This window comes from Streptomyces sp. NPDC050145 (assembly GCF_044460245.1).
Classification (GTDB): Bacteria; Actinomycetota; Actinomycetes; order Streptomycetales; family Streptomycetaceae; genus Streptomyces.
Genome location: NZ_JBITJS010000018.1, coordinates 38873 through 53729, shown reverse-complemented (window position 1 = coordinate 53729; position 14857 = coordinate 38873). Strand labels below are relative to the sequence as shown.

Genomic DNA, 14857 nt, shown 5'->3' with positions numbered 1-14857 from the left:
CGACGCCGTCCCCTCAGACCTGCTCCGCGCGGAACGCCGCCGGGGTCGTTCCCGCGTGCTGCTGGAAGTACTTCGAGAAGTTCGCCGAGTCGGGGAAGCCGACCGCGACCCCGATCCGGCCCACCGGCAGATCCGTGTGGGCGAGCAGCCGCTTCGCCTCCAGGACCACCCGCCGGTCGATGAACGCCTTCGGCGTCTGCCCGGTCGCCGCCCGCACGGCGCGCACCAACGTCCGCCGTGAGTAGCCCAGTTCGTCGGCGTACGCGCTCACGCTGTGGTTCGTGGTGAAGCTGCGCTCGACCGCCGTGCGGAACCGGGTGAACGTGGTGTCCGGCTGCGGCCGGCACTCGTCCGCCGCGGCCTGCGCCGACACGTGCGCGACCCGCAGCATGAACGCCGTCAGCGCGTGCCGCAGCACGTTCGTGTGCAGGCTCAGCGGCAGCGTCTCCGTGTCCAGGTACTCGCGCTGCAACTGCGCCAGCGAGGCTTCCAGGGCGGCGAGTTGGTCCGGCCCGGGGTGCAGCAGCGGCGGCCGGTCGTAGCGGTACAGGCCGGTCGCCTCGACGATCGAGCGGGGCAGGAAGCCCGGCTGCATCGTCAGCACCGTGCCTTCGTACGGCTCGGTCGCGGAGAAGCCGTGCACCTGGCCCGGCCGGATCCACAGCAGGTCGCCCGCGCCGACCTCGTACTCGGCGAAGTCGATCATGTGGTGCACCGGGCCCGCGCGGAAGAGCAGCAGGACGTGGAAGTCGATGCGGTGCACGCGCCGCGACAGGTCGGCCCGGCCGGCCCACGGACCCTCGGTCCCCATCGGGCCGACCTGGATCCCGACCCCGGACACGCTGGTGCTCGGGTCGAAGGGATACGTGCGGATGCGCGCTCGTTCTTCCGGGCTCGCTCCCAGATGTGCGCTCGTCTGCGCGGGGTCCTGCTCCGTCATCGACCTTCCTCGGCTTCGGGGCCTGTGGGTGTCCCATTTTCACCGAACAACGGCACGGGGGCACCTGCCGTTTCAAAAGTATGACCTTTAAGTTGGGTACCGGTTCGACCTGGGACTTTGGTCCCAGCCGGGCGGTGCCTTCGGGCACAAGGACAGGACAACGGATGCGAAGGAAGTCCCACAGATGAGCACGCAGACACCGCACGGTCTCGACCCCTTCGAGCGTCCCTTCGAGTGGACCGCGCTCGACCAGCGGGCCGTCGACACCGCCCGTCTGCTGGCGGCCGACGCCGTCCAGAAGGTCGGCAACGGACACCCCGGCACGGCCATGAGCCTGGCCCCCGCCGCCTACACCCTCTTCCAGAAGGTCATGCGGCACGACCCCGCCGACCCGGAGTGGACCGGCCGCGACCGCTTCGTCCTCTCGCCCGGCCACACCAGCCTCACCCTGTACACCCAGCTCTTCCTGTCCGGCTACGAGCTGGAGCTCGACGACCTGAAGGCCTTCCGCACCCAGGGCTCCAAGACCCCCGGCCACCCCGAGTACGGCCACACCGCCGGCGTCGAGACCACCACCGGCCCGCTCGGCCAGGGCGTCGCCAACGCGGTCGGCATGGCGATGGCCGCCCGTTACGAGCGCGGCCTCTTCGACCCCGAGGCCCCCGAGGGCGCCAGCCCCTTCGACCACACCATCTGGGCGATCGTCTCCGACGGCGACCTGGAGGAGGGCGTCTCCGCCGAGGCCAGCTCCCTCGCCGGCCACCAGAAGCTCGGCAACCTCGTCTTCGTCTACGACGACAACCACATCTCCATCGAGGGCGACACCGAGACCGCGTTCTCCGAGGACGTCCTGAAGCGCTACGAGGCCTACGGCTGGCACGTCCAGCGCATCGAGCCGCTCGTCGACGGCAACACCGACGTCAAGGCCCTGTACGAGGCCCTCGCCGCCGCCAAGGCCGAGACCGGGCGCCCGTCCATCATCGCGATGCGCACGATCATCGCCTGGCCCGCCCCGACCGCGCAGAACACCGAGGCCTCCCACGGCTCCGCGCTCGGCGCCGACGAGATCGCCGCCACCAAGCGCGTCCTCGGCTTCGACCCCGAGCAGAGCTTCATCGTCGAGGACGAGGTCCTCGCCCACGCCCGCACCGCCCTGGACCGCGGCGCCGAGGCGCACGCCGCCTGGGACAAGCAGCTCGGCGCCTGGCGCACCGACAACCCCGAGCGCGCGAAGCTGCTCGACCGGATCGTCGCGGGCCGCCTGCCCGAGGGCTGGGAGGACGCGCTCCCCGCCTTCGAGGCCGGCACCAAGGTCGCCACCCGCGCCGCCTCCGGCAAGGTCCTCCAGGCCCTCGGCCCGGTCCTGCCCGAGCTGTGGGGCGGCTCCGCCGACCTCGCCGGCTCCAACAACACCACGATCGACAAGACCAGTTCCTTCCTCCCGAAGGGCAACCCGCTGCCCGAGGCCGACCCGTACGGCCGCACCGTCCACTTCGGCATCCGCGAGTTCTCGATGGCCGCCGAGATGAACGGCATCGCGCTGCACGGCAACACCCGCATCTACGGGGGCACGTTCCTGGTCTTCTCCGACTACATGCGCAACGCGGTCCGCATGTCCGCGCTGATGCAGCTCCCCGTCACGTACGTGTGGACGCACGACTCCATCGGACTCGGCGAGGACGGCCCCACCCACCAGCCCGTCGAGCACCTCGCCTCGCTGCGTGCCATCCCGGGCCTGAACATCGTCCGCCCGGCCGACGCCAACGAGACGACCGTCGCCTGGCGCGAGATCCTGCGCCGCGGCTCCGCGAAGCCGGCCCCGCACGGCCTGGCGCTCACCCGGCAGGGCGTGCCCACGTACGCGCTCAACGAGGATGCGGCGAAGGGCGGTTACGTCCTCGCCGAGGCCTCCGAGGAGACCCCGGACGTCGTCCTGATCGCCACCGGCTCCGAGGTGCAGCTCGCCGTCGCCGCCCGCGAGACGCTGGAGGCCGAGGGCGTCGCGACCCGCGTCGTGTCGATGCCGTCCGTCGAGTGGTTCGAGGAGCAGGACCAGGCCTACAAGGACGCCGTCCTTCCGCCGTCCGTGAAGGCCCGCGTGGCTGTCGAGGCGGGCATCGGCCTGACCTGGTACCGCTATGTCGGGGACGCCGGACGGATCGTCTCCCTGGAGCACTTCGGCGCCTCCGCCGACGCCGGGATCCTGTTCCGCGAGTTCGGCTTCACCGCCGAGAACGTCGCAGCTCAGGCCCGGGAATCTCTCGCCGCCGCCCGTCGTTGACCCGTACGCGTCATAGCACTCGAAAGAAGATGAAGAAGAACATGAGCAGCACCGTGGCCCCCCTCAAGTCCCTCTCCGACGCGGGCGTCTCCATCTGGCTGGACGACCTCTCCCGCAAGCGCATCGAGTCCGGCAACCTCGCCGAGCTCGTCGAGAACAGCCACGTCGTCGGCGTCACCACGAACCCCTCGATCTTCCAGGGCGCCATCGGCTCCGGCGAGGGCTACGAGGAGCAGCTCGCCGACCTCGCCGTCCGCAAGGTCACCGTCGACGAGGCCGTCCGCATGATGACCACGGCCGACGTCCGCGCCGCCGCCGACATCCTGCGCCCCGTCTACGAGACGACCCAGGGCCGCGACGGCCGCGTCTCCATCGAGGTCGACCCGCGCCTGGCCCACGAGACCGAGGCCACGATCGCCGAGGCCAAGCAGCTCTCCTGGCTCGTCGACCGCCCGAACGTCATGATCAAGATCCCGGCCACCGAGGCGGGCCTGCCGGCCATCACCGAGGTCATCGGCCTCGGCATCAGCGTCAACGTCACGCTGATCTTCTCCCTGGACCGCTACAAGGCCGTCATGGACGCCTACCTGGCCGGTCTGGAGAAGGCCCGCGCCCGCGGCGTCGACCTCTCCACGATCCACTCCGTCGCCTCCTTCTTCGTCTCGCGCGTCGACGCCGAGATCGACAAGCGCCTCGACAAGGTCGGCACCGACGAGGCCACGTCCCTGAAGGGCAAGGCCGCCCTGGCCAACGCCCGTCTCGCCTACGAGGCCTACGAGCAGGTCTTCGCCTCCGGTCGCGCCACCGAGCTCGAGGCCGCCGGCGCCAACAAGCAGCGCCCCCTGTGGGCCTCCACCGGCGTCAAGGACCCCGCGTACAAGGACACCCTGTACGTCGACGAGCTCGTCGCCCCCGGCACCGTCAACACCATGCCCGAGGGCACGCTCAACGCCACCGCCGACCACGGCGAGATCACCGGCGACACCGTCACCGGCGGCTACGAGCAGGCCCGCGCCGACCTCGCCGCCGTCGAGGCGCTCGGCATCTCCTACGACGAGGTCGTCCAGCAGCTCGAGGACGAGGGCGTCGCCAAGTTCGAGATCGCCTGGACCGACCTGCTCGGCACCGTCTCCGCCCGCCTCGCCGGCGAGGAGGCGCAGGCCAAGTGAGCGCCTCCGCCTGGCAGAACCCCCTGAGGGACCCCCGCGACCGCCGTCTGCCGCGCGTCGCGGGCCCCTCCGGGCTCGTCATCTTCGGCGTCACCGGCGACCTCTCCCGCAAGAAGCTGATGCCGGCCGTCTACGACCTCGCCAACCGAGGTCTGCTGCCCCCGGGCTTCTCGCTCCTCGGCTTCGCCCGCCGCGAGTGGGAGGACCAGGACTTCGCCCAGGTCGTCCACGACTCCGTGCGCGAGCACGCCCGCACCCCCTTCCGCGAGGAGGTCTGGGCCCAGCTCGCCGAGGGCATGCGCTTCATCCCCGGCGACTTCGACGACGACACCGCGTTCAAGCAGCTGCGCGAGGCCGTCGACGAGCTCGACGAGAAGCGCGGCACCAGCGGCAACTACGCCTTCTACCTGTCGGTCCCGCCGAAGTTCTTCCCCAAGGTCGTCCAGCAGCTCAAGAAGCACGGCCTCGCCGACGCCCCCGAGGGATCCTGGCGCCGCGCCGTCATCGAGAAGCCGTTCGGCCACGACACCGCCTCGGCCCGCGAGCTGAACGCGATCGTCCACGACGTCTTCGCGCCCGAGCAGGTCTTCCGCATCGACCACTACCTCGGCAAGGAGACCGTCCAGAACATCCTGGCGCTCCGCTTCGCCAACCAGATGTACGAGCCCGTCTGGAACCGGAGTTACGTCGACCACGTGCAGATCACGATGGCCGAGGACATCGGCATCGGCGGCCGCGCCGGCTACTACGACGGCATCGGCGCCGCCCGCGACGTCATCCAGAACCACCTCCTCCAGCTCATGGCCCTCACCGCCATGGAGGAGCCCGCGTCCTTCGACGCCGAGTCGCTCGTCAACGAGAAGCTCAAGGTCCTCAAGTCCGTCCGCGTCCCCGCCGACCTGGAGCGCTCCACCGTGCGCGCCCAGTACGCCGGCGGCTGGCAGGGCGGCGAGCAGGTCAGGGGCTACCTCCAGGAAGACGGCATCGACCCGAAGTCGAAGACCGACACCTACGCCGCCGTGAAGCTGGAGATCGACAACCGCCGCTGGGCGGGCGTCCCGTTCTACCTGCGCACCGGCAAGCGCCTGGGCCGCCGCGTCACCGAGATCGCCGTCGTCTTCCAGCGCGCCCCGCACTCCCCGTTCGACTCCACCGCCACCGAGGAGCTCGGCCAGAACGCGATCGTCATCCGCGTCCAGCCCGACGAGGGCATGACCGTACGCTTCGGATCCAAGGTCCCGGGCACCTCCATGGAGATCCGCGACGTCTCGATGGACTTCGCCTACGGCGAGTCGTTCACCGAGTCCAGCCCGGAAGCGTACGAGCGGCTGATCCTGGACGTACTGCTGGGCGACGCCAACCTCTTCCCGCGCACGGAGGAGGTGGAGGAGTCCTGGCGGATCCTCGACCCCGTCGAGGAGCACTGGGACACCCACGGCCGCCCGGCCCGGTACGCCTCCGGCAGCTGGGGCCCGGTGGAAGCCGACGAGATGCTCGCACGAGACGGACGGAGCTGGCGCAGGCCATGAAGATCGACCTGACCGACACCACGGCAAGCAAGATCAACAAGGCGCTCGTAGAGGGGCGCCGCGCCATCGGCACCCCCGCCGTGGGCATGGTGCTCACGATGGTCATCGTCACCGACGAGGAGAACGCCTACGACGCGGTCAAGGCCGCCGAGGAGGCCTCCCGCGAGCACCCCTCGCGGACCCTCGTCGTCATCAAGCGCACGGCCCGCACCCCGCGGGACCGGCAGGGCACCCGGCTCGACGCCGAGGTGCGGGTCGGCTCCGACGCAGGCACCGGCGAGACCGTGGTCCTGCGCCTGTACGGCGAGGTGAGCCACCACGCCGCCTCCGTCGTCCTGCCGCTCCTGCTGCCCGACGCCCCGGTGGTCGTCTGGTGGCCGGTCGACGCCCCCGACGAGCCCGCCAAGGACCCGCTCGGCGCCCTCGCCGCCCGCCGCATCACCGACCTGTACGCCGACGAGGACGCCCTCGACGCCCTCGACCGCCGCGCCGTGTCCTACACGCCCGGCGACACCGACCTGGCCTGGACCCGGCTCACCCCGTGGCGCTCCATGCTGGCCGCCGCCCTCGACCAGGCCCGCGTCGAGGTGATCTCGGCCGCCGTCGAGTCGGAGGCCGGCAACCCCAGCGCCGAGCTCCTCGCCCGCTGGCTCGGCGCCCGGCTCGGCGTCCCGGTCGAGCGCGTCGTCACCGCCGGACCCGTCGTCACCGCGGTCCGCCTCGGCACCGCCGGCGGCGACATCCGCATCGACCGCCCCGACGGCCCACTCGCCACCCTCACCCTGCCCGGCCAGCCCGAGCGCACCCTCGCCCTGAAGGTCCGCACCACCGCCGAGCTGATCGCCGAAGAGCTCCGCCGCCTCGACGCCGACGAGATGTACGCCGTCGCGCTCCAGGCCGGCACCGGCACCTCCGGCTCCAAGGAGTCCGTTCAACATGCCTGACCCGAGCACCCCGTTGACGCGCCGCCCGCAGTGGACCGCCCTGGAGGACCACCGCGCCAAGACCGACGGCACCCATCTGCGCGAGCTGTTCGCCGCCGACCCCGAGCGCGCCGACCGCTACACGCTGCGCGTCGGCGACCTGCACATCGACTACTCCAAGCACCTGATCACGGACGAGACCCTCGCCCTCCTGCGCGACCTGGCCGCCGCCACCGACGTCTTCGGACAGCGCGACGCCATGTTCCGCGGCGAGAAGATCAACACCACCGAGGACCGCGCCGTCCTGCACACGGCCCTGCGCGCCCCCGCGGGCGCCGTGATCGAGGTCGACGGCGAGAACGTCGTGCCGCAGGTGCACGCCGTCCTCGACAAGATGGCCGCCTTCGCCGACCAGGTCCGCTCCGGCGCCTGGACCGGCCACACCGGCCGGCGCATCAGGAACGTCGTCAACATCGGTATCGGCGGCTCCGACCTCGGCCCCGCCATGGCCTACGAGGCGCTGCGCCCCTACACCGCCCGCGACCTGACGTTCCGTTTCGTCTCGAACGTGGACGGCGCCGACCTCCACGAGGCCGTCCGCGACCTCGACCCGGCCGAGACCCTCTTCGTCGTCGCCTCGAAGACCTTCACCACCATCGAGACGATCACGAACGCCACCTCGGCCCGCGACTGGCTCCTGAAGGGCCTCGGCGCCGGCCAGGAAGCCGTCGCGAAGCACTTCGTCGCCTTGTCGACGAACGCGGAGAAGGTCGCCGAGTTCGGCATCGACACGTCCCACATGTTCGAGTTCTGGGACTGGGTCGGCGGCCGCTACTCGTACGACTCCGCCATCGGCCTCTCCCTGATGATCGCGATCGGTCCGGAGCGCTTCCGCGAGATGCTCGACGGCTTCCACCTCGTCGACGAGCACTTCCGCACCGCCCCCGCCGAGGCCAACGCCCCGCTGATCCTGGGCCTCCTCGGCATCTGGTACGGCAACTTCCACGGCGCCCAGTCGCACGCCGTCCTCCCGTACAGCCACTACCTCTCCAAGTTCACCGCGTACCTCCAGCAGCTCGACATGGAGTCGAACGGCAAGTCGGTGCAGCGCGACGGCGAGGCCGTGAACTGGGAGACCGGCCCGGTGGTCTGGGGCACGCCCGGCACCAACGGCCAGCACGCCTACTACCAGCTGATCCACCAGGGCACGAAGCTGATCCCGGCGGACTTCATCGGCTTCGCGAAGCCGGTCGAGGAGCTGGAGTCCGGCCTGGCGGCCCAGCACGACCTGCTCATGGCCAACTTCTTCGCGCAGACGCAGGCGCTGGCCTTCGGCAAGACGCCCGAAGAGGTGCGCGCCGAGGGCGTGCCCGAGGAGCTGGTCCCGCACAAGACGTTCCAGGGCGACCACCCGACGACCACGATCCTCGCGACCGAGCTGACCCCGTCGGTCCTCGGCCAGCTCATCGCCCTCTACGAGCAGAAGGTGTTCGTCCAGGGCGCGGTCTGGAACATCGACTCCTTCGACCAGTGGGGCGTCGAACTCGGCAAGGTCCTCGCCAAGCGCGTCGAACCCGCCCTCACCGAAGGCGCGCAGGTCCCCGGCCTCGACGCCTCCACCCAGTCCCTCGTCGACACCTACCGCGCCCTGCGCGGCCGTTCTGAAGGTAAGTGAACTGATATGCAGCTCGGTCTCATCGGTCTCGGCAAGATGGGCGGCAACATGCGCGAGCGCATCCGCCGCGCCGGCCACGACGTCGTCGGCTACGACCGCAACCCGGAGATCTCCGACGTCGCCTCCCTCGCCGAACTCGTCGACAAGCTCGAAGCCCCGCGCGTCGTCTGGGTGATGGTCCCCGCGGGCGCCGCCACCCAGTCCACCGTCGACGAGCTGAAGGACCTCCTGTCCGAGGGCGACCTCGTCGTCGACGGCGGCAACTCCCGCTGGACCGACGACGAGAAGCACGCGTCCGAGCTCGCCGAGCGCGGCATCGGCTTCGTCGACGCCGGTGTCTCCGGCGGCGTCTGGGGCCTGGAGAACGGCTACGCCCTCATGGTCGGCGGCTCCGACGAGAACGTCGCCAAGGTCAAGCCGGTCTTCGACGCCCTCAAGCCCGAAGGCGACTTCGGCTACGTCCACGCCGGCAAGGTCGGCGCGGGCCACTTCTCCAAGATGGTCCACAACGGCATCGAGTACGCCATGATGCAGGCCTACGCCGAGGGCTGGGAGCTGCTCGAGGCCGCCGACTCGGTGACCGACGTGCGCGAGGTCTTCCGCTCCTGGCAGGAAGGCACCGTCATCCGCTCCTGGCTGCTCGACCTCGCGGTCAACGCCCTGGAGGACGACGAGCACCTGGACAAGCTGCGCGGCTTCGCGGCCGACTCCGGCGAGGGCCGCTGGACCGTCGAGGCGGCCATCGACCACGCGGTGCCGCTGCCCGCGATCACGGCCTCCCTCTTCGCCCGCTTCTCCTCCCGCCAGGAGGACTCCCCGCAGATGAAGATGATCGCCGCCCTGCGCAACCAGTTCGGCGGCCACGCGGTCGAGAAGAAGTAACTCTCCCGCCCGCTCCGTGCGCCCCGTCGGCCCCAGGCCGGCGGGGCGCACGGCTGTCGGGTTGGTGCGGGGTGCCAGTGCGGCGCCCCAGCGCTGGCAGCCGCTGCCAGTGTCCGGCCGGGGCCGGACGGCGAGCATCACGGGACACCCGTACGCCGATCCCCCGAGAGGTGTCCGTGACGCACACCGACGACCCCGCCCCCGACGCGCGGGCCCGCGCCCGCCGCGCCGCCGAGGCCACCGAGGACTTCGCCGCCGACCGGCTGCCCGCGGACCAGACCCGGTCCACCCTGTCGATCACCCTCGTCCGCATGGGCTTCACCGTGTCGGCGACCGACCTCCTGTACGGCATGTCGCTCGGCCTCTTCTTCCCGTTCTGGACCGGCCTCGCGATCGCCGTCGGCTCCTCCGTCGTGGTCAGCGCCGTCTCGATCCTGTGCGGCCTGATCGGCCAGCGCGAACGCATCACCACCGCCCTCGGCCTGAAGGCCGCGTTCGGTCGCGGCGGCAGCCGGCTGCCCTCCCTGGTGATCGCCCTCCTGTCGGCCGGCTTCGTCGGCTACAGCACCGGCATCACCGCCGGCGTCCTGCCCGGCGGCAAGGACCCCTGGCTCGGCCTCCTCTACTGCGTCGTGCTCAGCGCCGTCTACACCGCCCTGTCCATCGTCGGCTTCGGCAAGGGCCTGACCTGGGTCGGCCGCATCAGCGTGCCCCTCATGCTGGCCACCGTGATCGTCGCCGTCGTCGCCGCCGTCCGGCACGCGGGCGGCCTCGACGCCATCGTGAACGCCGAACCGGCCCGCGCCGGAGAGGCCACCGCGCTCGCCATGTTCGCCCTCGGGGTCAACAAGTGGATGACCGGCGCGACCGTCACCCCCGACATCACCCGCTTCGGCAGGTCCCGCGCCACCGTCCTCACCACCACCGTCGCCGAGTTCATGGTCGGCAACTTCGGCTTCAACCTGCTCGGCATCATGCTCGGACTCGGCGTCGGACAGGCCGACATGGGCGCCGCCTTCGGCGCGGTCGGCGTCGGCGCCCTCGCCACCTTCGCGATCTTCGTGCAGGGCTTCCCGCACGAGGTCAACAACATGTACGCCGCCAGCCTCGCCGGACGCACCGCAGTCGACCTCCCGCGCATCACCGTCAACGTGATCTGCGGCGTCCTGGCCTGCGGCCTCGCCTACTACGGCCTGACCGCCGGCATCCTCGACGCCTTCCTCACGTACCTCGGCTACCTCGGCTACGCGATTCCCCTCATCCCGGGCATCCTGGTCGCCGACTACTTCCTGCTGCGGCGCGGCCGTTACGACCTCTCCGAGGCCGCCGTCGCCGCCGTCAACCGCCGCGCGCTCGGCGCCTTCGCGGGCGGACTCGGCGTCAACCTGATCCTCGGCCTCGCCCTCGACGACGACCTGTGGCACGCCCTGCCGCTCACCGGCGCCCTGCTCTACGTGCTGCTCTCGCTGCCCCAACTGCGCGCGGCCCGGCGGGAGAAGGCACAACGCAAGAAGGACCAGACTGAGTCTGGTCCTTCCGTGGTGTCCGAGGGGGGACTTGAACCCCCACGCCCGATAAAGGGCACTAGCACCTCAAGCTAGCGCGTCTGCCATTCCGCCACCCGGACAAGGTGTCTGCCGCTTTCTGCGGGGTGTTTCCCGCGGCGACACAGAGAACATTACCAGGGTTTCCGAGTGCTTCGATCACACCCCCTTTCCGCAGGTGGGCCGTGTGAACGGCACGTGACGACGGCCGCCCGCCCTTGGGTCCGGGGAGCGGGGGAGAGAGGATGAGGGGGACCACAGGGAGAGAGGAACAAGCGTGAGCGAGTCGAGCGCGGGCAGGGCCGTCTCCGGACAGGACGAGGTCGTGGACCTCTGCCGCGAACTGATCCAGATCGACACCAGCAACTACGGCGACCACTCGGGCCCGGGTGAACGCAAGGCCGCCGAGTACGTCGCCGAGAAGCTCGCCGAGGTCGGCCTCGAACCGAAGATCTTCGAGTCCCACCCCGGCCGTGCCTCCACCGTGGCCCGGATCGAGGGCGAGGACCCGTCGCGGCCCGCGCTCCTCATCCACGGCCACACCGACGTCGTCCCCGCCAACGCGGCGGACTGGACGCACCACCCGTTCTCCGGCGAGGTCGCCGACGGCTGCGTCTGGGGCCGCGGCGCCGTCGACATGAAGGACATGGACGCGATGACCCTCGCGGTCGTCCGCGACCGGCTGCGCACCGGCCGCAAGCCCCCGCGCGACATCGTCCTCGCCTTCCTCGCCGACGAGGAGGCCGGCGGCACCTGGGGCGCCCGGCACCTCGTCGACAACCACCGGGACCTCTTCGACGGGGTCACCGAGGCGATCAGCGAGGTCGGCGGCTTCTCGTTCACGGTGAGCGAGCAGCGGCGCCTCTACCTGGTGCAGACCGCCGAGAAGGGCATGCACTGGATGAAGCTGACCGTGGCCGGCACCGCCGGGCACGGCTCCATGATCCACCGGGACAACGCGATCACCGAGCTGTCCGAGGCGGTCGCCCGGCTCGGCCGCCACCAGTTCCCGATCCGGGTCACCAAGACCCTGCGCCACTTCCTCGACGAGCTCGGCGACGCGTACGGGGTGGAGCTCGACCCCGAGGACATGGAGACGACCGTCGCCAAGCTCGGCGGCATCGCCAAGCTGATCGGCGCCACCTTCAGCAACACCGCCAACCCCACGCAGCTGGGCGCCGGTTACAAGGTGAACGTGATCCCCGGCGAGGCCACCGCCCACGTCGACGGACGCTTCCTGCCCGGCTACGAGGACGAGTTCCTCGCCGACCTCGACCGCATCCTCGGCCCGAACGTCAGGCGCGAGGACGTGCACGCGGACAAGGCCGTCGAGACCGACTTCGACGGGGCGCTCGTCGAGGCCATGAAGTCCTCGATCGCCGCCGAGGACCCGATCGGCAAGGCGATCCCGTACACGCTCTCCGGCGGCACCGACGCCAAGTCCTTCGTCGAGCTCGGCATCCGCAACTTCGGTTTCGCACCGCTGCAGCTGCCTCCCGAGCTGGACTTCGCCGGCATGTTCCACGGCGTGGACGAGCGCGTTCCGGTCGACGGGCTGAAGTTCGGCGTCCGGGTCCTCGACCGGTTCATCGACGCCTCCTGACATTCGTCCAGGTGTGCGTGCCTGACCGGAACGAGTGAATGGCACCGGTGGCTCGTAGCCCCAATGGCCCCTCCTCGTTACAGGGAGTGCAGTCCGCGGCTGGGACTGTCTTTGCCAACAAGGAGGAACAATGATCAAGAAGGTCGTCGCTGCTGCGGCTGCCACTGGTGGCCTCGTGCTCGCGGGCGCGGGCATCGCCGCTGCCGACGCCGGTGCTCAGGGTGCCGCCGTGAAGTCCCCCGGTGTGCTCTCGGGCAACGTCATCCAGGTGCCGGTCCACGTCCCGGTGAACCTCTGTGGCAACACCGTGAACGTGATCGGGCTGCTCAACCCCGCCTTCGGCAACACCTGCGTCAACAACTGACGTTGTTGTGCCCCACCCCTTGAGGGTCTGAGTCCGTCGGCCCCGGAGTGCGCGCCATGCGCTCCGGGGCCGATTGGGCATTCGGCACGGGACGCACGACCGCCCCCGTGCCTCTCCAGCGCCTTCCATGAGGCGTTCAGCAGAGTTCTAAGGCAGGGAAAGCTATGCGACAGGTCATGCGCAAAGGCCTGATCACCGTGGCGGCCGCGTCCGGCGCGCTCGCAATGACGGGCGGGATCGCGTACGCCGACGCCGGTGCCACCGGCACCGCGTCCGACTCGCCCGGTGTGGCGTCCGGCAACTCCGTCCAGGCTCCGGTGCACGTCCCGGTGAACGTGTGCGGGAACACCATCGACGTCATCGGGCTGCTCAATCCGGCGGCCGGCAACAGCTGCGCCAACACCTCCGACACCTCCGACGACGACGGGAGCGGCGACGACTCGTACGGCGGCGGCTCCTCGTCGTCCGGCGGTGGTTCCCACGCGGGCGGGCACACCAGTGACTCGCCGGGTGTCGGCTCGGGCAACAACGTGCAGCTGCCGATCGACCTCCCGGTCAACGCGTGCGGCAACACCGTCGACGTGATCGGCATCGGCAACCCGGCCGGGGGCAACGACTGCGCGAACGGGGAGTCCACCCCGCCGCCGGTCACGCCGCCGACCGAGCCGCCGGTCACGCCGCACCACCCCGGCACGCCGGAGAAGCCGCCGGTCACCCCGCGCACCCCGGACAAGCCCAACAAGCCGGGGACGCAGACCGTCACCCCGCCCAAGGGTCCGTCCCAGCTCGCCGAGACGGGCAGCTCGCTGCCGATCGGCGCGGCGGGCGCGGCGAGCGCGGGTGCGCTGCTCGCGGGCGCGGTGCTCTACCGGAGGGCCAAGGCCGGCGTGTGACGCCGCCCACCGGGTGACCACGGAGCGGGCTCCGCAGAACGGGCCCGCTCCGTTTTTGTCTCCGCACTGGTCAGGTTCAGGTCATCACGAAGGCGTCGCGAAGGTCACCACGTGGCCCGCACCTGGCGGATGATCCGACGGCGCAGCCGCACGCGGCGGCTCCCGTCGTGGCGCAGGATCAGTCGGTCCAACTCCCAGTGTCCGTACTCTGCATGGTCCGTCAGCAGACGCGTCGCCTCCTTACGGGTCACCCCGCGCGGCACGTACACGTCGACAAATTCGTATTCCGGCATCGCATCTATTGTGCGGGCAGCGGCCCGGTACGGATAGCGTCTGCACTATGTCTGATGCTGCGCAGCCCACCGCTGCCGAGGTACGCGCCGCCGCCGAGGCGGTCAAGGCTGCGCTCGACCGCCACCTGGCGGCTGTCGAGCGCCGGTCGGGCGAGGACGACCCGGCCGTCTACGAAGCGTTCAACGAACTCGCCGCCGCGGCCGAGGAGTACGACGAACTCCTCTACGACCGCTACGACGAGGTCACCCCCTTCGAGATCCCCGGCGGCGACGACTCGCTCCCGCCGTACTCCGGACCCGAGGAACCGAACGCGCTGAGCGTGCTGATCCGCCGCGACTACGCCGTGGTGGAGCCGCAGCGGCTGCTCGCCCAGGCGGGCCGGATCGCCGACCTCGACGCCGGACCCGACGCGGACGAGGGGGCCGCGGACGGGGCGGGCAGCAGTGTGCACGCCGCGCTCGGCGTGCTCTTCGGCGAGTTCGAACCCGACGAGATCGCCTCCCGGCACAAGGAGTTCGGGCTCGACGAGGGCGACGCCACGCTCTGGGTCACGGCCGCGGACGAGCCGGCCGAGCCGGGGGAGTGGCTGGAGGCGCCGTTCGAGGCCGCCGATCCGCAGCGGGTCGTCTGCCGCTTCGACGTGAGCTCGGTGTTCGACGACGAGCTCGACGACGACGAGATCGCCGGGGAGCGGCCCCCGCGCCCCCGCCCGGCCGCGGACGGCCCTCTGGAGGACGCCGGCCGCTGACGGACCCGACAG

12 protein-coding genes, 1 tRNA gene and 1 pseudogene are annotated in these 14857 nt (G+C 70.9%); 11 read left to right on the top strand and 3 right to left on the bottom strand.

The window, feature by feature from the left end; genetic code table 11:
- Nucleotides 1-13: 13 nt before the first annotated feature.
- A complete protein-coding gene (locus ACIBTU_RS30850; RefSeq protein ID WP_399129890.1) occupies nucleotides 14-940 on the bottom strand; it encodes an AraC family transcriptional regulator in 927 nt (308 codons plus the stop codon).
- Nucleotides 941-1124: 184 nt separating this feature from the next.
- Between ACIBTU_RS30850 and tkt the strand changes: the two genes are divergently transcribed.
- The 7 genes and pseudogenes from tkt to ACIBTU_RS30815 form a co-directional block, all read left to right on the top strand.
- A complete protein-coding gene (tkt, locus tag ACIBTU_RS30845; protein WP_399129889.1) occupies nucleotides 1125-3221 on the top strand; it encodes a transketolase in 2097 nt (698 codons plus the stop codon).
- 41 nt (nucleotides 3222-3262) lie between these two features.
- On the top strand, nucleotides 3263-4390 hold the full coding sequence (tal, locus tag ACIBTU_RS30840; RefSeq protein WP_399129887.1) for a transaldolase: 1128 nt from the start codon (nucleotides 3263-3265) through the stop codon (nucleotides 4388-4390).
- Nucleotides 4387-5919: a glucose-6-phosphate dehydrogenase gene (gene zwf, locus ACIBTU_RS30835; protein WP_399129885.1), complete on the top strand. Its 1533-nt coding sequence runs from the start codon at nucleotides 4387-4389 to the stop codon at nucleotides 5917-5919. Before tal ends, zwf begins: the two co-directional genes overlap by 4 nt.
- Complete coding sequence (gene opcA / locus ACIBTU_RS30830; RefSeq protein ID WP_399129884.1) at nucleotides 5916-6863, top strand: glucose-6-phosphate dehydrogenase assembly protein OpcA; 948 nt, start codon at nucleotides 5916-5918, stop codon at nucleotides 6861-6863. Before zwf ends, opcA begins: the two co-directional genes overlap by 4 nt.
- Entirely contained in the window at nucleotides 6856-8517 is a 1662-nt protein-coding gene (pgi, locus tag ACIBTU_RS30825; protein ID WP_399129883.1) for a glucose-6-phosphate isomerase, read from the top strand. The genes opcA and pgi overlap by 8 nt, the downstream gene beginning before the upstream one ends.
- Nucleotides 8518-8523: 6 nt before the next feature.
- Nucleotides 8524-9399 (top strand): phosphogluconate dehydrogenase (NAD(+)-dependent, decarboxylating), encoded by an 876-nt coding sequence (gnd, locus tag ACIBTU_RS30820; protein ID WP_399129881.1) that lies wholly within the window; start codon nucleotides 8524-8526, stop codon nucleotides 9397-9399.
- A 311-nt stretch (nucleotides 9400-9710) separates the two neighbouring features.
- A pseudogene (locus tag ACIBTU_RS30815) lies at nucleotides 9711-10724 on the top strand (cytosine permease); the annotation flags it as partial.
- Between the two features lie 214 nt (nucleotides 10725-10938).
- Here ACIBTU_RS30815 and ACIBTU_RS30810 read toward each other — a convergent pair.
- Nucleotides 10939-11026: transfer RNA gene (locus ACIBTU_RS30810), tRNA-Leu, on the bottom strand.
- A 194-nt stretch (nucleotides 11027-11220) separates the two neighbouring features.
- Here ACIBTU_RS30810 and ACIBTU_RS30805 point away from each other — a divergent pair.
- From ACIBTU_RS30805 to ACIBTU_RS30795, 3 genes are all read left to right on the top strand, one after another.
- Entirely contained in the window at nucleotides 11221-12546 is a 1326-nt protein-coding gene (locus ACIBTU_RS30805) for a M20/M25/M40 family metallo-hydrolase (RefSeq protein ID WP_399129879.1), read from the top strand.
- A gap of 130 nt (nucleotides 12547-12676) precedes the next feature.
- Nucleotides 12677-12910: a chaplin ChpH gene (chpH, locus tag ACIBTU_RS30800; protein ID WP_188339845.1), complete on the top strand. Its 234-nt coding sequence runs from the start codon at nucleotides 12677-12679 to the stop codon at nucleotides 12908-12910.
- 164 nt (nucleotides 12911-13074) lie between these two features.
- Nucleotides 13075-13803 carry a chaplin gene (locus tag ACIBTU_RS30795; RefSeq protein WP_399129878.1) on the top strand — a complete coding sequence of 243 codons (729 nt, stop codon included), beginning with the start codon at nucleotides 13075-13077 and terminating at the stop codon, nucleotides 13801-13803.
- A gap of 104 nt (nucleotides 13804-13907) precedes the next feature.
- Here ACIBTU_RS30795 and ACIBTU_RS30790 read toward each other — a convergent pair whose 3' ends face one another.
- Nucleotides 13908-14096 carry a DUF5703 family protein gene (locus ACIBTU_RS30790; RefSeq protein ID WP_399129877.1) on the bottom strand — a complete coding sequence of 63 codons (189 nt, stop codon included), beginning with the start codon at nucleotides 14094-14096 and terminating at the stop codon, nucleotides 13908-13910.
- 47 nt (nucleotides 14097-14143) lie between these two features.
- Here ACIBTU_RS30790 and ACIBTU_RS30785 point away from each other — a divergent pair, with 47 nt between their 5' ends.
- Nucleotides 14144-14845: a hypothetical protein gene (locus ACIBTU_RS30785; RefSeq protein WP_399129875.1), complete on the top strand. Its 702-nt coding sequence runs from the start codon at nucleotides 14144-14146 to the stop codon at nucleotides 14843-14845.
- Nucleotides 14846-14857: the final 12 nt, after the last annotated feature.